Annotated in this window: 20 protein-coding genes; 3 read left to right on the top strand and 17 right to left on the bottom strand. The window is 63.3% G+C overall.

The genetic code is table 11. The features are described 5' to 3' along the window. Window positions 1–21 precede the first annotated feature (21 nt). From ACSQ86_RS08120 to ACSQ86_RS08040, 17 genes are all read right to left on the bottom strand, one after another. Complete coding sequence (locus ACSQ86_RS08120) at window positions 22–1,173, bottom strand: AAA family ATPase (RefSeq protein ID WP_436308710.1); 1,152 nt, start codon at window positions 1,171–1,173, stop codon at window positions 22–24. A 17-nt stretch (window positions 1,174–1,190) separates the two neighbouring features. Further along, window positions 1,191–1,625 carry a TadE/TadG family type IV pilus assembly protein gene (locus tag ACSQ86_RS08115; protein ID WP_436308709.1) on the bottom strand — a complete coding sequence of 145 codons (435 nt, stop codon included), beginning with the start codon at window positions 1,623–1,625 and terminating at the stop codon, window positions 1,191–1,193. Further along, window positions 1,622–2,071, bottom strand: a complete 450-nt coding sequence (locus tag ACSQ86_RS08110; protein ID WP_436308708.1) for a TadE/TadG family type IV pilus assembly protein — start codon at window positions 2,069–2,071, stop codon at window positions 1,622–1,624. Before ACSQ86_RS08110 ends, ACSQ86_RS08115 begins: the two co-directional genes overlap by 4 nt. Before the next feature lie 9 nt (window positions 2,072–2,080). Then, window positions 2,081–3,382: a pilus assembly protein TadG-related protein gene (locus ACSQ86_RS08105; RefSeq protein WP_436308707.1), complete on the bottom strand. Its 1,302-nt coding sequence runs from the start codon at window positions 3,380–3,382 to the stop codon at window positions 2,081–2,083. Between the two features lie 35 nt (window positions 3,383–3,417). Further along, window positions 3,418–3,594, bottom strand: coding sequence for a Flp family type IVb pilin (locus ACSQ86_RS08100; protein ID WP_436308706.1), 177 nt, complete (start codon window positions 3,592–3,594; stop codon window positions 3,418–3,420). 153 nt (window positions 3,595–3,747) lie between these two features. Then, the gene (locus ACSQ86_RS08095; RefSeq protein WP_436308705.1) at window positions 3,748–3,960 is read right to left on the bottom strand and encodes a Flp family type IVb pilin; all 213 of its coding nucleotides are present in this window, start codon (window positions 3,958–3,960) and stop codon (window positions 3,748–3,750) included. A 124-nt stretch (window positions 3,961–4,084) separates the two neighbouring features. Continuing rightward, window positions 4,085–4,360: a hypothetical protein gene (locus ACSQ86_RS08090; protein ID WP_436308704.1), complete on the bottom strand. Its 276-nt coding sequence runs from the start codon at window positions 4,358–4,360 to the stop codon at window positions 4,085–4,087. A 10-nt stretch (window positions 4,361–4,370) separates the two neighbouring features. After that, entirely contained in the window at window positions 4,371–5,867 is a 1,497-nt protein-coding gene (locus ACSQ86_RS08085) for a type II and III secretion system protein family protein (RefSeq protein ID WP_436310263.1), read from the bottom strand. Between the two features lie 50 nt (window positions 5,868–5,917). Further along, window positions 5,918–6,769: a Flp pilus assembly protein CpaB gene (gene cpaB, locus ACSQ86_RS08080; protein WP_436308703.1), complete on the bottom strand. Its 852-nt coding sequence runs from the start codon at window positions 6,767–6,769 to the stop codon at window positions 5,918–5,920. A gap of 38 nt (window positions 6,770–6,807) precedes the next feature. Continuing rightward, the gene (locus ACSQ86_RS08075; protein ID WP_436308702.1) at window positions 6,808–7,392 is read right to left on the bottom strand and encodes an A24 family peptidase; all 585 of its coding nucleotides are present in this window, start codon (window positions 7,390–7,392) and stop codon (window positions 6,808–6,810) included. A 480-nt stretch (window positions 7,393–7,872) separates the two neighbouring features. Continuing rightward, window positions 7,873–8,097: a hypothetical protein gene (locus ACSQ86_RS08070; protein WP_436303242.1), complete on the bottom strand. Its 225-nt coding sequence runs from the start codon at window positions 8,095–8,097 to the stop codon at window positions 7,873–7,875. A 185-nt stretch (window positions 8,098–8,282) separates the two neighbouring features. Beyond that, complete coding sequence (locus ACSQ86_RS08065; protein ID WP_436308701.1) at window positions 8,283–9,968, bottom strand: FxLYD domain-containing protein; 1,686 nt, start codon at window positions 9,966–9,968, stop codon at window positions 8,283–8,285. Window positions 9,969–10,076: 108 nt separating this feature from the next. Continuing rightward, window positions 10,077–10,781, bottom strand: a complete 705-nt coding sequence (locus ACSQ86_RS08060) for a PIN domain-containing protein (RefSeq protein ID WP_436308700.1) — start codon at window positions 10,779–10,781, stop codon at window positions 10,077–10,079. Continuing rightward, window positions 10,778–11,311, bottom strand: coding sequence for an excisionase family DNA-binding protein (locus ACSQ86_RS08055; RefSeq protein WP_436303239.1), 534 nt, complete (start codon window positions 11,309–11,311; stop codon window positions 10,778–10,780). The genes ACSQ86_RS08060 and ACSQ86_RS08055 overlap by 4 nt, the downstream gene beginning before the upstream one ends. A gap of 282 nt (window positions 11,312–11,593) precedes the next feature. Beyond that, on the bottom strand, window positions 11,594–11,797 hold the full coding sequence (locus tag ACSQ86_RS08050; RefSeq protein WP_436303238.1) for a 4-oxalocrotonate tautomerase: 204 nt from the start codon (window positions 11,795–11,797) through the stop codon (window positions 11,594–11,596). 30 nt (window positions 11,798–11,827) lie between these two features. Next, a complete protein-coding gene (locus ACSQ86_RS08045) occupies window positions 11,828–12,148 on the bottom strand; it encodes a class II aldolase/adducin family protein (protein ID WP_436303237.1) in 321 nt (106 codons plus the stop codon). 64 nt (window positions 12,149–12,212) lie between these two features. Next, window positions 12,213–13,562 (bottom strand): lanthionine synthetase C family protein, encoded by a 1,350-nt coding sequence (locus ACSQ86_RS08040; protein ID WP_436308699.1) that lies wholly within the window; start codon window positions 13,560–13,562, stop codon window positions 12,213–12,215. Between ACSQ86_RS08040 and ACSQ86_RS08035 the strand changes: the two genes are divergently transcribed. The 3 genes from ACSQ86_RS08035 to ACSQ86_RS08025 all read left to right on the top strand — a co-directional run bounded on the left by ACSQ86_RS08035 (window position 13,473) and on the right by ACSQ86_RS08025 (window position 15,883). Then, on the top strand, window positions 13,473–14,240 hold the full coding sequence (locus ACSQ86_RS08035; protein ID WP_436303235.1) for a class I SAM-dependent methyltransferase: 768 nt from the start codon (window positions 13,473–13,475) through the stop codon (window positions 14,238–14,240). The genes ACSQ86_RS08040 and ACSQ86_RS08035 overlap by 90 nt on opposite strands. Before the next feature lie 18 nt (window positions 14,241–14,258). Next, window positions 14,259–15,113 (top strand): methylglyoxal synthase, encoded by an 855-nt coding sequence (locus ACSQ86_RS08030; protein WP_436303234.1) that lies wholly within the window; start codon window positions 14,259–14,261, stop codon window positions 15,111–15,113. 65 nt (window positions 15,114–15,178) lie between these two features. After that, on the top strand, window positions 15,179–15,883 hold the full coding sequence (locus ACSQ86_RS08025) for a glutathione S-transferase N-terminal domain-containing protein (RefSeq protein WP_436303233.1): 705 nt from the start codon (window positions 15,179–15,181) through the stop codon (window positions 15,881–15,883).

Here is a 15,883-nt window from a genome sequence, read left to right as displayed (position 1 = left end):
GTGAGTTACAGGAGAAGACGGTTAGGCTTTCCGAAAGAGACGGGCGAAGAAACTGCTGTTCTGGTCTTGCCGCGGAGCCAGCGCCAGCGCCAAATCTGCCAGACCCTTGGCGACAGGATTGGTGCGGGAGATTTCCACCAGGGGCACACCGCGGTTGATCGAGTTGTTGACTTCCTTGTAGGAGTCCGGGATCGTGAGCAGCGCGACGGAGCCCAGCGAGCGCCGCATGTCGCTGATGCTGATCTCGCTCGTCTTCTCGAAGCGATTGACGATCAGCTCGGTCTTGGTTGCCGGATAGCCCAGCGACTTGAATACCGCCAACAACTTGCTTGCATTTCGAATCGATGGCAGCCCTGCCTGCAGCACGGGGTAGATCCGGTGGGCGCGATCCAGCGCCCTGATCGCCAGCGTGTTCAGATTGCGATCGATATCGAGCAGGACAAAGTCGTACAAGGTCACGGCCAGGGCGAGAATGGCGTCGACATGTTCCGCCTTGACCTCCATGGCTTTGGACATGTCTTCCGGCGCGGCCAGGATGCTGAAGTTGGGCGCGACCTTGACCGTGCTTGCCACCAGGAAGGAGGCATCCAGCCTGCTGATGTCGTGCGCGACATCCGCCACCGTGGAAGCGGGCTTGCCATCGCTGACGAAAGACAGGGCATCGCCGAACTGCAGATTCAGATCGATCAGCAGCACCGAACTGGTTTCGGCCAGCTGGAAGCCGAGATTCGTTGCCAGGAAGGTCGCGCCGCTGCCACCCTTGCAGGGCATGAATGCCAGCACCTTTCCGGCCGTGGCGCCGTGAAGCCCCAGGAGCTTGGCCGCCATGCGGTTCACCGCAGCCTCCAGCGCAGCCGGTGTGGCCGGCGAAGGGAGCACCTCTCGCACCCCGGCGCGCATGGAATTGATCAGGAATTCCGGCGTCTGGGTGGCACAAAGCAGAATCACGGCCACTTTGGGGTGGTGCGTGGTGACGTATTCGACCAGCGCCAGTTCATTGGGATCGCAGCACATGCCATCCACCACCATCAGGTCCGGTTGCTCCTGCTCGGCAACCTGGCGCATTTTGCTCTTTCCGCCGTCGAACAGGACCACGGTGTGCGAATGAGCCTCAAGCACCCGGCTCATTTCCTGGAGATGATTCTTGCTGGGAGAAATAAGGGCGATTTTCATTGTCTATCCATCCATGTTCATGATGTGCAGATCACATTACTATTCAGGTCCTGATGCATGACTTCCCGGGGCAGGAAGGTGGAAAAGGTCGGCATCGGAATAGGCGCGAGCCGAGCTGCACCGGCAATAGGAGAAATCCATTGGTAGTTGAGACTGGTGATCGTCACGGTGACGCCTTCGCAGGTCGCTGCGTTACATCCCGACGGGATCCATGCCACATCGATGGCGTTGATCTGCGGCAGCAGCGCTTGCATCTTTGCCAACACCTGCGCCTGTTGGAATGTGTCATCGCAAACCACCGCATACCGCGCGCCGGCCCTGGTCGCCTCGTTCGCGGCGCTCCAGGTGAAAAGCATGCGGGCGAAGTCCGTGATTCCGAACAGGAACATGAAAAATATGATCAGTCCCAGCGCGAATTCCACGATGGTCGCACCGGTTTGCTTTCTTTTCATGTCGCACCTCTCATCGTTGCGGTGATGTCGCTAAAGACAATGTCGCCATTGGCATCGCCGAAGACGACGCCGAAGACGCTGATAAAAAGCGAGTGAAAGGTGAATCCGCTAATACGGACGGTCACGGTATTTATGACCGGGTTGGTGCCCGCCGTCTGCCAGGTGCAGCAGCTTGCCGCCGGCACATTGGCAAGGCTGAGTCCGCGCACCAACGGCGTTCCTGTGCCCGCAAGATTGCCGTAGACCATCAGATTCTGAGCTTCTGCAATGTGTGTGCCCGGCGTTTGAAATGAGAGATAGCGCACGGCGTCCCGCGTCGACTTCGTAACGGCGTTGTACTCATACATCGCGCGCCCGAACTCCGTGGTGATAAAGGTCAGCAGCAACAAAAGGGGAATGATCAAGGCCAGCTCGACCAATGCCACTCCGGATTGTTTGGCTTTCATGTCGACTCCTTACTTCACCAGAACCGGCACAAGCGGTCCGGCAGCGCCACCTGGAAGTCCGTTGGTGGTGCAGGGGCCGGGCGGATCGGTGGCCGAGGCATTGCCCCTGAATTCCAGTTGCACGTTCGTCATCGGAATCGACAGGGGCTGCAGCATGAGCATGCATGCATAGTCGATGACCTGATTGGCGCCATTGATCACCGGTACCGTGACGATGCGTCGACTGCGTCCATATTGCTTATGCCCGCCCGGTGTGTTGCCCGGTGCAGCCAGCTTCTGGAAGCTGTTCAACGACAAATAAGGGGCCGAGATCGACTCGCAGCTGTTGGCGCCCTTGACCTTAGTCCCGGTGTCGGCGCAGGAGGCGAATGCCTGGCGCTTGGTCAGGAAATTCTCCGCGGTCGGCGCGACGGCGCCAGGCGCTGGACCATCGTAGGCACTCTGCTGGGCCGGCCAGTTGGTCGCGGTGTAGGCGTAACCGGTGAAGTCCGGGTTGCTCACAGTCGCGGCCGGATCGGCGGTGTTCTTGTAGATCCCGAAGCGGTAATTCCAGGCATCGGCGACGGAAGCCTTCACACCAGGCGTTCCCAAGGTGTCGCCCACTTTCGTTCCGCAATAACCGTTCAACTCGGCTTCCGTTTCGGCTGCGTTGTTGGACCCGTCCAGATTGGCCCATCCGATCTCGCCGCCTGCCGCTGCGCCTTGTTCATTGATCAGCGTGACCCATTCGCCCACAGCGAACCCGTAGTTCGGGGCGGTGCCGCCTGGCTTGGGTTTGAGCCCCACCGGAACGGGGCAGGTGGTCTGCGCGCTGGCCCGGGTGGCGACCGCCGTCGCCGCCACATTGTGGGTTGCGGGGTTGCCTGCCGTGTCGCCCGAAAAGGCGCCCATGGCCGCCAACAACCACATATTCACATTCGGCTGCGTGTGCTGGCACTGCGCATACTTGGCGACCGCGAAATCGCCGGTCGTCACATATGCGGGATCCTTGAAGGTGATGTCTGCGTCGACGATTTGGCCCTGGCCGCTCCAGTCGGCAGACTGCATGTTGACGCGATTCAGGTTTCCGGCCGTCTTGCCGGCGCTTCTGGCGCGTTCGAATGCAGTACTCTGCCCGTCCAATTCCCCCGCCGCCGCCAACGCACAACTGTCCATCGCGGTTTGCAACTCTGTTTTGACAACAAAGAGGCGGCCGAAATCCAATGCAATCCCCATGAAGCCGAGCAGAAACAGCAACGCTAGCGCCGTTGTAATGATCACGGCCCCACGCTGACGGCGACGAGGGGAACGGTGAATGGCAACGCTTGACATGAGAGGTCCTCTGCTGATCGAGACTCGCTAATGGACTACGGACATGAGACCGTGGTCAGACAGTTGGTAAGTTGCTGGATCAAGCCACCAATACCGGCGCCGAGTGTCAGAGGCTGGAGCGCCACGACCAATGCGAGCGATATCACCGCAATGATCAACGCGTATTCCACGATTTGAGCGCCTTCTTCGTCCGTCAAAAATGCGGTTAACATTTGATTTTCCTTTTTTGGAACCAAATTGGAGCCTAGGTTTGGCCGGCGAACGGACTAGCACTACCAATTAGCCGCGTCGGCTAGGCAAGCGACGGCGCCACGAAAAGGGCGCGGCGCCACCGCCTGCCATACCGACTGCACGCTACTGGTCCATTACGGTGCGCCGCAGGCCAACCCGTCGGTCAAGCAAGTCCCAACCATGGTGATAAATGTAGTAAATGAATTGCCATTCAAGTCCCGCAGCGCGACGATCAGGACGAGCGATACGACAGCGATGATCAGCGCGTACTCGACGATCTGAGCGCCCTCTTCGTCTTGCAGAAAGGAGCCGATCGAATTGCGAGTTGCATTAAAAAGTTTGTTCATTTGTATACCTGTGAATTGATAAAAAAATTGGTTGTTGAATTTGGTTGGTAGAGGATTTTTGATACTCGATGGGTTCCAACTCCTTTCTATGAAATTCTTCCGATCCAAGATGTTATTTCTGACGCTACTTCGCGCCGCCAGCAATGCTGCCGCCAATATTGATGACATTGACCACCGGTGGCGGCGTCTTGTAGGTTCCTTGATAAAAAATGATCGTCTCCCGCGCCGCTTTTCCGTCCATTCCAACCACCGGGTCGGGATTCTTGCCGGCGTCCGGATTGATGATCATTTTTTTCTTGGCATCCCGAACGGCGTCGCCGAAGCGCGCGTCGTAATGGGGAGTCACCGATGAACAGCCCGCTACCAGGCCGATAAGAAGTGCAATGGCAAGCTTGGTCATGACGTCCTCTTTATTTGGTTTCGGAAGCGGGAGGGAAAGGGGCCGGCTGCGAGCTTTCCAGGGCACCGTTCAAATAGACCTCGGCGCGGCTGGGCACGACGTGGTTGTCCGTGGGCAACCGGGGCGTTTCGGACAACGGCTTGACCAGGCGCGGCGTGATCACGAACAGCAACTCCGTCTGGTCGTTCTGGAACTCGGTGCTGCGAGCGAGCGCGCCCACCACCGGCACCTCGCCGAGTCCCGGAAAGCGCTTCACCGTTTCGGTGACGTTGTTCTTGATCAGGCCGGCAATGACGAAGCTTTGACCGTCATTGAGCTGCACGGTGGTGTCGGCCCGGCGCACGGTGAGCGACGGCAGTACGGAGGTCACGCCAGTGACTGTCGTGAAGGGTGAGCCGGTCTGCGACAGATCCGAGACCTCGGACACCATCTTCAAGTTGATCCGGCCGCCGTTCAGCACCGTGGGCGTGAATTTCACGCCGATGCCGAATTCCTTTTCTTCCAGCGTGATGGTGGGGATGCCACCGCTCTGGGTCTGAGAGACCGGGATATAGATCTTGCCGCCCGACAAGAAGCTGGCCTGCTGCCCGCTGATGGCCATGATGTTGGGCTCGGCCAGGACGCGCACCAGGCCATCGTCTTTCTGGCCGTCGAGCGAGATCGCCGTCTTGCCGACCCGCAGCGCTTCTGCGAATGCACCACCTCCGCTCAGGAAGCTGGAGATCAGCGTATAGGTGTTGGTCGCGCCGTTGGTGAATCTGCGCGCAGCGATGCTCGACCCCAGCCTGTCGAGCAAGGTCTTGCTGACTTCGGCGATCTTGACTTCGAGCATCACCTGCTGCGGCGAAGTGATGCGCAGCAGGTTCACCACCTTCTTGCCGTCGCCGTAGGAGGTGGCCAGGCTCATCACGTCGTCCAGCTTCAGCGCGTCGCTGATCTCGCCGGTAAGCACGATCGCTCTTTCGGCGCCCCGCACCTTGATGCGGTTTTCCTCGGGCATCAGTTCGGTCAGCTTCGCTTGCAGCGCGCCCGAATCGATCGTGACGATGATGTCCTTGATGAAGCAGGCGCCCTGCGCGTTCTGCAGGATCACGTTCATCGATCCCGCGACCTTTCCCCTGAAGAACAGGTCGGTCGGGCTGAGCAGCATGACTTCCATGTCGGCTACCCCGTCGTTTGCATTCGCTTGGGAGGCAGGGGCGGGGCGCGCCGGCGCCGGCGCTGGTGCCGCCCCAGGCGCGGCCGTCGCGGCGGCGCTCGGTGCAGGGGCTCTGCTCGGCGGTTGGCCGCTCACGATGATTCGGGCAACCCGCACATCGAGCGGTATGACAGTGGATTTCCCGAGCGTCACGTAGGTCGGGCGGTCGTCGTGGACCACGGACGTGCAGCGCTTGGTGCCGCCGGAACTTGCAGGACTGGCAGGAACTGCACTGGGGGCCGCCGAAGTGACGGGAGGGTCGTCGGCCGCAAAAGATGGGCCAGTCAACGCCAGCGCCGCGAGCAGCACCAGGGACTTGTGGTTGTTGTGCACTTGAACTTCTCCTCTGTGTTTTTCGGTCAGAAGCAATTGAGGGCTCGACCGGAGCTCTGAATGACTTCCACGCATTCCATGGCGGGCGCCACCACAGGCTTGCTGATGAATGCCCTGGGCTTGGCCGTGGCAGGGGCCGGGGCAGCGGCCACCACCGATACGGGCAGGATTTCCTTGTCGCCAAAGAGCTGGCGCTTGGTGATTCCGTTGGTCGCGACCGTTGTCTTGTCCACCTGGTTGCGCAGCACCAGGGACAGCGTGCCGACGCTGCGGGCGAGATCGAGCTTTTCGGAATCCTCCGGCGACAACTCGAGCGTCACGGCGTTGACCACCTTGGGCTTGGTGTCGTCGCGGCTCGCTTCCTGTGCGATGGCCAGGACCAGCACGTGCTCCAGGACGGTCTTGCTGATCTGCTTTGCTTCTTCGCCCTTGGCCCTTTCCTGCTGCGCGTTCACCATGACGTCGACGTAGTTGCCGGGGAGTGCGAAGCCGGCGACGCCGACCACGTCGTTGACGCGCACCGTCATGGCCCGCTTGCCGGGGGCGATGACCGCGGAGAGGCCGCCTTTGGTTCCCACCGGTGCCAGCTTTCCTTCGAGGATCGCCTCGCCGCGCAGCACGCTGACTTTGGCGACGCGGTCCTGCACGTCCTTGAGGTCGTTGAAGGCCCCGACCGGGACAGACCCGCTCGGCCAATCGGTCGTCGACAGCATTTGCGCATTGATCTTGCTGCCGAGTTCGATATCGACCACGGCAACCACCACTTTGTTGGAAGCAATGTTTCCTTGCCGCGATACCCAGCCAGACGCATAGACGGCAGCGGCCAGGCCGATCATCAATGCCAGAATTAGAAGACCCATTGCCTTGATATTTCTCATTTAATGCTCCACTAATTGATGTTTGCGATCTGCGCCGGCTATGCGTAGCCCAATTGCCGACCTAGTACGTAACCCATCGTCCCGATGCTGATGCAGATGCCATACGGGAGTTTTCCGATCGATTGGCTCGCCTCAATTCGACCATCGGGCCTGAAGCCTGCGAACGTCGATGCCACCAAGCCGAATACCGCTGTTCTTGCGTTGCGCAGCATGCGCCCCAGCTTGCCCCTGAGTAATGCAAATCCGAGCGCGGCTATTCCGCCCACGATGAAAGCGAAGAGGACGGCTTGAAGTGTTTCGTGGACCCCTAGGAACGCACCGACCATCGCCATCAGCTTCACATCACCTGCGCCCATGACACCCAGCGCATAGGCCGGCAGCATGATCAGAAAGCCAAGGAAAAGCCCCCCGAACGCCTGCAAAAAAGCCGTTGGCGGCGACACGGCAATGACGGTCTTGTAGACCAGCGCAAAAGCAGCGCCGCCGAATGTCAGCCAATTGGGAATTCTGTAGGTGCGGTAATCGCTGATTGAGGCGACGACGAGCAGCACGAACAACACCACGATGCGCGGGTCGGTTGCCAGCATGGCCAGAAGTTCGAGCAACGCGTGAAATTCTTGCATGTTCAATTTCCTTCAGTTCTGTTTGTGCCAAGCGAGCAATAAAAGCATGCAAACGACCAGAATCAGCGAACCCACGAGTGCATATTCCATGAGCGAGGCGCCCGCTTCTTCTTTCAATAGATCGGCGAACGTATGCGACAGATGCCTCGCAAATCGCATGCATTTCTCCGCGTTGCTCTTTCGTTGGAGGACTTGATCGGAATTACCCGCCAAGCGTTTGGCTTGGATCTAATGTAGAGATGCAAACAAATGGATACATGAGCGTTGCGCCCCTATTTGGGCGGGACAGATCGCCTCTTTCGATCCGGGTCGGCGCATGACAAAACGCCTACCAAAGTACTCATCTCTGAGGCCGCCGGCAGGCCTCCAGGCGTGACTGCGCCGACCGGCGTCCGCTCAGGAATCCAGAGCGGCCGCGATCGGCGAGTTGCGGGGGTTTGTCGGAGAGGGTGAGAGGCGTCGCGCGGGGGAGCGCCTCTCTCAGCGAATGCTCGTCGGGCAGCAGCGCGATGCCGGCAACCGGCGCGACGAACGACCCGCGTGATCGCACTCCAGCGCCGCCAGCAGCGTCGTGGTTTCCCTGACCCGGTCGGTCATCCTCTTGTTCAACGGTTTCCAGCCGCGGTACATCGGCACCACCACCAGCCAGCCGATGCCGATCACGCCGCCCAAGGCGCCTATGTATTCCCAGTGCATCGGTTCCATCGCGTTCCCTCTATCGATTTGGAGTGGCTGTCCGAGAGACAAGGGCGCGAGTGTGCCGAGTGCCGCGTCGAAGCGGCTACGACTTTGGTCGAAGTCTGGGCCTTTCTACCTACAAAGCCGCGCATTTCGAGAAGCTTTGCACAGTGGGGCCTGACGGCGGCGAACCTGCCTCGACCCCGCCCCAGCTACTCGCTCTGGTACAGCGTCTCCACGCTCGCGAAGTCGCGGCCGAACTGATTCACCTTGGCCTGGAAGGGCACGCTCTCGCCGGGGGCGATGGCCGGCAGGTTGTCGAGCAGCGTGAAGCCGGCTAGCCTGCCTTCGCCGTCGCGCAGGCTCACCCACAGCCGCGACTTGCGAACGATGGCATGGCCCGGATTGGTCACCGTGCCGCTGACGTCGACGTACTTGTAGGTGTAGCGCCGGCTGAAGTTGACCAGCACGCTGCTCGTCGCCGCGCGGGTGTCTTCGACGCGCACCTGCAGTGGCATGCGAGGCCCCGGCATGGCGGCGCGGCGCATCGGCTTCCATTCCACGCGGGTGGCCGAGATGCGGTCGGTGTCGCGCGGCTCCAGCAGGACGGGAAAGCGCTCGCCCGGGTAGAGGTAGGCCGGGCCGGCGACGGCCGTGGTGCCGTCGAGCCGGTTGCCGTCGTAGCGCGAGATCACCGCGCCCGGCGCCAGGGCGATGGCCTCGCTGCTGCGGTTGACCACCTCGGCCAGGTAGACCGGCCGCTGCGTGATGTTGTGCGCGGGCACCAGCGGCAGCAACTCGATCTGCGCGAGATCGAAGCGCTCGGCCTCGTCGGCCAGCAGGTCCTCGCTGCCGAGGCGCAGCGATGGATGGAAGGCCTCCGGCGCCCCGGCCGTGCGGATCACGCGGTTGCTGCTCAGCACGCGCGTGCGGCCCTGCTGCTCCCCTTCGCTCAGGTTGTAGTCGATACGGTAGTCCCATGCCGCGATCGGCACCTGGCGGCTGCCGAAGCGCTCGATGCGCACCTCCGCCGCGCTGCGCTCGCCCGGCTTGATCTCATTGGCCTGCGAGAAGCCGCGGCCGAAGCCGATAACCGCGCCGGCGTCGTCGTAGAGCGTGACCAGCACTTCCACGGCGGTCAGCGCCGCGGCATCCTTGCGCGCGTTGACGATGCGGCCGACCAGTCGCACCTCGCCCTCCTGCTGCACCAGGCGCACGCGCGTGAACTGCAGCCGCGGCCCCTCCACGGTCCGGTACGGTGCCGACAGCGAGGCCACCTGAAGCTCCTGGCGCGTGACGGTCTTGTCGCTCGGCAGGTCGATCAGGAGCGGCGCCGATTCGCCCGGCATCAGCGTGCCGATCGGCACCGATTCGCTGCGCTCGCCGATCCGGCTTTCGCCGTCGTAGAAGATGGCCTTGACGCTTGGCCGCTCGAGCGGCGTGCCGGTTTCATTGCGCGCCATCACCAGCAGCCTGGGCCGAGCCGAGGTGCCGGCGCCCACCAGCACCTGACGCGGCGAATCGAGCTTGAGCCCGTCGATCGGGATCGTGCGCGGCGCCATCGAGGCCACCACCGGCCTGCCCGCTCCGGACGGCTCCTTGCGGTCCACGATGAAGGCCGTGACCACGAAGACGCCGGTGATCAGCACCACGCCGGCCGCCGCGGCGATGGCCAACGACCGGCCGACCTGCCGGCCGCGCGCCGTTTGTTCCGCCGCCAGCCGGCGCGCGGCTTCGTCCTTGACCTGGTCGAGCACCCGGCTCAGCCGCTCGGACACGTCGTCTTCGACGATCGAGACCGAGCCGCAATGCGCGCAGGTGTACTGGTTGAGCCCGGAGCGCTCGAGCACGCCGCTGCCGCATTCCCCGCACTTGAGCGTTTGCAGGTTGATGGTCACTGGGGTTCCTTGTTGGGAGTGGCGGCGACGGTACGGCGCGATCTTAGCGAGGGACCGATCCGGAGCAGATGATTGCGCGGTTCGAGGCGGGGGAGGCGTTGGGGGAGATCACGAAGCGGCGTGGGTTGCGCGAGAACGAGACGCCGTGGAGCATGTTTGTGCCCTGACCACGCCGCGCACGCAGGCGGCCGTGCCTTTTAAAGTTTCACCACGCCAGCCCGGTGTGCCGCGAGTAGCGCCCGGGCTGTCTCCTCCTGACCATCCAGGCGCAATTTCTCGAGCAAGACCTCCGGCTGCGGCTTCGACACGAGGTCTCTCCGGAAGTGATTGAACGCGAAAGCAAAGTCCTGCGCTTGCATCGCAAAGATGCCTCTGGAGAAACGCATCCGGCTTACGCAACTCGATGCCGAGCCCTGCCAGAGCTCCTTTCTTGAAATCCTTCGTGTTGCGCGTCGTCAGCACAACAGCCTCAGAGGCTGGATAGGCATTCGCAGCTATCAGTGAGCGGGCGCATGCCGCAACATGGATGTCCTTGGGCGAATTGACGGCATGCGCTACATCCTTGAAGAGAGACTGGACGACCGCAGCGGCCACCGTTGCATTCGGAAGTGCGTCGCACATGCGTTTCTCATGCGCCTTCGCATCGGCCAATGAATGTTTGCGTCCGGCATCCACCAGCGCGCGACTCATTTCGTCGAGTATGAGCGGCGACCAGTGAAGTTTGATGACGCCGCGGTAGTCCAGGTAGATCAACAAGCCGCGCGTGGTGGCCGGAAACAGCGTGTCGGCATCGGCGACGACCGGAATGATCACGAGGAGAAGATTTCCCCGTCGAAATCCTCGGACACGCGCTTCAAGGCCTTGAGCTGACGCGAGCGCTCGTCGGCACGCCAGCGCAACACGGCGCTACGCAGAAGCCTGCGCTGATTGCCCACCCTCTGATGCAACTCCACCGCCCCGGAATCAATCAGCTTGACCATGAAGGGTCTGCTGACGCCGGCCAGTTGAGCCGCTTGCTCCGTCGTCAGAACCGGATCGGCCACGGCAGCCTCTGCAGCAGCCTGCTCAGCCGGGGTGACGCTCGAAGCGGTCAACACCACACCGCCATGGCCAAGGGCTTCGGTCAAGTCGATCTCGATCGCCTGTCGGGCTTTGTCATTGATCTTGACGTGTCGGCCGACGATGTCGATGAACGGCTCGACAGCGAACGACAGCCTGAACACCGGCTCAACGCGCGATGAACGCGGCGAAGCCTTCGCCTTCTGGGGGGCAGATCCGGCTTTGGCGGCACCCCTGGCGGTCGATGTCCTTCTGGAACGGGCGGGCGATTGCTTCGTGCTCATGGTGTGGTCGAGGCTATCACGAAATCGAAATATTCGAAATACTCGAAACAGCAAGCAGCGCTCGGCGAATACGTGCCTGCTCGCCTCCAGACCGCGACCGCGGCTAGCGAGTTGAAGGCGAGCGCATCGCCTTGTTTCGCAAGACCAACATACCACGCAAGTGCAGCTTGCGCAGGCCCTGGGCGAGGGATCTGTTCGGCGCCGACATGGGGACCCGGGCATGAAGGGCGAGTGGGACACCTACGCGCCGCTACGGACGTGCCCCGCAGCAGCCGCTCGCGTTCACCCGGCCGGCGGCGGCGTGGGCTCGCTCCAGAGCTTGCCGCCGGTGGCCCAGTCGTGCTTCGCAATGTCGTAGAACAGGATGTCGACGGCGTCGGGGGAGCCGCCCAGTGTGCGCACGGTGGCTTCGGTCAGGGCCTGCGCGAGTGCGCGCTTCTGCTCGACGGTACGGCCATCGAACATCTCGACGCGGATGGTTGGCATGCTTGTTCTCCAGATGAATGGTTCAGTCAATCAATCACGATAGCCGGGCGAGGCGCGGTCGAGCCGCCGCAGCAGGGCCGGCCATTCCACGTCGCCGTCCCACCCGCTGCCGTCGCCGACCCATTCGCCGTGGGTGCGTGCAGCGAGTTCGTCGCTGACCACGCGCACCGCGCCGCCGGTGGCCGCCATGGCACGCAACTGCGCCTGCGCAGCGCGCTCGAGCAAGTGCATCAGCATCCAGGCCTCGGCCACGGTGCGACCCACGACCAGCGTGCCGTGGTTGTCGAGGATCAGGCCGTCGAGCGCACCGAGGTCCGAGACGAGCCGTTGCTGCTCATCGACACCCAGCATCGACCACCTCGCCGCGCACATTCACCTTGACCAGGCTCGATGCGGTGATCTCGGATGCGGCCACTCACGCGCCCGCGAAGAACACGTCCAAGGTGGGGAAGCGATCGGTCCCGTGGATGCAATCCCACAGGTAGATCGCGAAGCCCAAGTCTCCGGTCCAGAGCGAGTAGCGCAGGTCGCCGAACTTTGCGAGGTCGTCGTCGGTCTGCCGGATGCCGTGCATGGCGAATGCGCGTGCCCGCTCCAGCCACCGCGCATCGCCGAAGCGGCGATGGAGCTTGAGAAAGGCATAGCCGTTGCCGCCTGTTCCATGGCAAAGATTGGAGCCCTTGCGGAGCGGACCGGCGGCCCATGTCGTTTCGCCGCCGGCCAGGAGCAGGTCGTCCAACGAGGCATCGGGGAAGTCCGCGAGACAGATGACGAAGCCGGGCGCGCCGTGGCAGAACTGCACGAGCTTCGTGGCCAAGTCGCTGACCGGCGCAGAGTCCAGTTTCGGCCGCCAGTTGACATGCTGGCCGTCCCATTCCGCGGTCTGCCGAACGGTGTCGGCGATGCACTGCTGCCACGCGGCCCATTCGGCACCGTCCAGCAGATGCCGTCCCCGTATGAGTACCGCCGCGGTCGCCACGAAGCCATGCACCGCATCCAGGAAGGTGTGTGTGTTCCCGTACAGGTCCTGAGTCCAGTAGCTGCAGGCAAACGCCGACGACCATTCGAGCTGCGACCAGAGCTTGCGTGCGGTTGCCTGATAGAGCCGGGCCCACCGCGGGTCACCCGTCCGTTCCTGAAGAAAGAGAGCAGCGAGCAGCGTGCCCGGCGAACCCCACATGAGTTCGCGCGCGGGATGGTCCATCGTCGCCTCGATGAGCACGGCCAACTCGGCCGCCGTTTCTTCCGAAGGATCGTTCCAATGGCGCAGGAGCTGAATGCCGCTGTCGCCCATCAGGTAGCTGCCGAAGGCCGATGGGCCGCGGTGCCCCATCGCCTTCCGGTTCGGCTTCAGCAGTGAATGAACGAAGGGGGCGTAGTCGCCCCGCAGCCGGCACGCACCGCGCGCCTCCAGGTAGCGAAGCGCCCAGAACACGCCGCAGGCGCCCCAATAGAGCATGCAGGAAGGCGCGGGATCGGCGCTGTCGTTGGGATGCGTCGGCCACAGCAGCTCGGGAGAGAAGCGCGCTTCCGTCTGCCGCACGATCCGCTCGATCGTCTCGCGGGCAAGCGCTTCGTCCCAGGCGATCGGGCTCAGTGGTTCATGGCGGTCCGTCGAAAAGAGCATGGCGGTGTCGGCGAGGATGACGAGGTGGAGCTCACGATAATGGCTTCGATGCAGAAACCAAGCCCGTCCATCGCTCCCATCGAGGTTTTGCCGCCGCACGCACCGCTGCCGGCCTACTACGGCGACGAGGTCGAGCACGACCGGTTCCTGCGCCGCATCTTCGACGACACCGCGCCCGACTACGAGCGCATCGAGCGGCTGCTCGCGCTCGGCTCGGGGCCGCGCTACCGGCGCGCCGCGCTGCTGCGAGCGGGGCTCGCAGCCGGCGCGCAGGTGCTCGACGTCGGCATCGGCACCGGCTTGGTCGCGCGCGAGGCGCTCGCGCTGATCGGCCCGCACGGCCGGCTGGTGGGCATCGATCCCAGTCCGGGCATGATGCGCGAGGTGGCACTGCCTGGGGTCGAGCTGATCCGCGGCCGGGCCGAAGCGCTGCCGCTGCCGGAGGCCGGCAGCGACTTCCTCAGCATGGGCTATGCGCTGCGCCACATCGCCGACGTGAATGCGGCCTTTGCCGAATTCTTCCGGGTGCTGCGCCCGGGCGGCCGGCTGCTCGTGCTCGAGATCACCAAGCCTGCGGGACCGATCGGCACGGCCTTGCTGAAGACCTACATGCGCACTGTCGTGCCGGTGATCGCGCGGATCGTGGCGCGCCGGCGCGACACCGCCGAGCTTTGGCGCTACTACTGGGACACGATCGAGGCCTGCATTCCCCCGGAATCGGTGCTGGCCGCGCTGCGCGCCGCCGGCTTCGAGGACGCGCATCGCCATGTCGAACTCGGCATCTTCTCCGAGTACACGGCCGTCAAACCGGCTTGATCAACAGGAGTGACGGCCATGCGTTTCGGACTGATCGCCAGCAGGCTGCATCGCCAGGACGCGAGCGGTGGGCTGGCCCACTGGGCCGCTGTTTGCGACGACGGCATCCGCGCGCTGCAACTCGAGCTTCACGCGGTCGGCGGCACCTACGATGCGCTGATGCGGCAAGGCCTGCTCGCGGGCTACGACCGCCTGGTGCGCTATCCCGACGGCCGGGACGGCGGCGTGATGCGGCTGGTGTCGCATATTGCCGGCGGCCTCGCCACCGCCAGCGAACTCGATGGCGTGATCTACCTGATTGATCCTGTGGATCCGTCCTCGCTGTATCCGGAAGCGCTGGCGCTCAAGCGCCAGTGCGTGGTCCACGGCAAGCCCTTCGTCTCCACGGTCGCAGGTGCCGCCGAATGGGTGGCGGTGGAACTCGCGCATGCGGGCCTGGCTTCGGAAGAGAAAACCCGGCTCTCGGCGATCGACTCGCAGACGGTCGCCCTGATCGCGCACGACGCCTTGAAGGACCGCATGGTCGAGTTCGCGGCGACCCACTTCGACCTGCTGTCGAGGTTCAAGGCGCGTGTCGGGACGGGCACGACGGGCGGCCGGCTCAACGACATGGCCTGGTCGCGCGGCTGGCCCAAGGACCAGCCCTGGGTCCAGCGCTATCTCAGCGGTCCGCTGGGCGGCGATGCGCAGATCGCCGAGCTGGTGCTCGACCGCCGCTGCCAGAAAGCCATCTTCTTCGAGGACCCGCATGTCGCGCGCCAGCACGAGGCCGACATCCAGCTGCTCGAACGCGCCGTATGCAGCACGACGCGGGACACCACCTGCTTCAACTCCCCGGCGATGGCCGAGCGCTGGGCTTCAACCTTCTCCTGAACCGCCGGCCGAAGGCAGAATCCCCGCCTTCAGCCGTTTCCGCGGCATCAAGGACACGCAACACCATGAACGACCTATCGGCTTTTCCGATCACCAAGAAATGGCCCGCCCGGCATCCCGATCGGCTGCAGCTCTATTCCCTGCCGACGCCCAACGGTGTCAAGGTCTCGATCATGCTCGAAGAGACCGGCCTGCCCTACGAGCCGCATCTGGTCAGCTTCTCGACGAACGACCAGATGTCGCCCGAGTTCCTCTCGCTCAATCCCAACAACAAGATCCCGGCCATCCTCGATCCCGACGGTCCGGGCGGCAAGCCGCTGGCCTTGTTCGAATCGGGCGCGATCCTTCTCTACCTCGCGGACAAGACTGGCCAGCTCATGCCGAAGGACGCGGCCGGCCGCTGGGAAACCATCCAGTGGCTGATGTTCCAGATGGGCGGCATCGGTCCGATGTTCGGCCAGCTCGGCTTCTTCAACAAGTTCGCCGGCAAGGACTACGAAGACAAGCGCCCGCGCGACCGCTACGTCGAGGAGGCCAAGCGCCTGCTCGGCGTGCTCGAAGGGCGGCTCGCGGGCCGCAGCTGGATCATGGGCGATGCCTACAGCATCGCCGACATCGCCACCTTTCCCTGGGTGCGCAATTTGATCGGTTTCTACGAAGCGGCGGACCTGGTCGAGATCCGGAACTTCCCGCAGGTCACGCGGGCGCTGGAGATGTTTCTCGCACGGCCGGCCGTCGCGCGAGGCCTGGGCATTCCCCAGCGGGACTGA

This window comes from Variovorax sp. LjRoot130, assembly GCF_964253755.1.
Lineage (GTDB): Bacteria > Pseudomonadota > Gammaproteobacteria > Burkholderiales > Burkholderiaceae_C > Variovorax.
The sequence above is the reverse complement of the archived record's forward strand: the minus strand, read 5'-3'. Positions and strand labels throughout refer to the sequence as shown.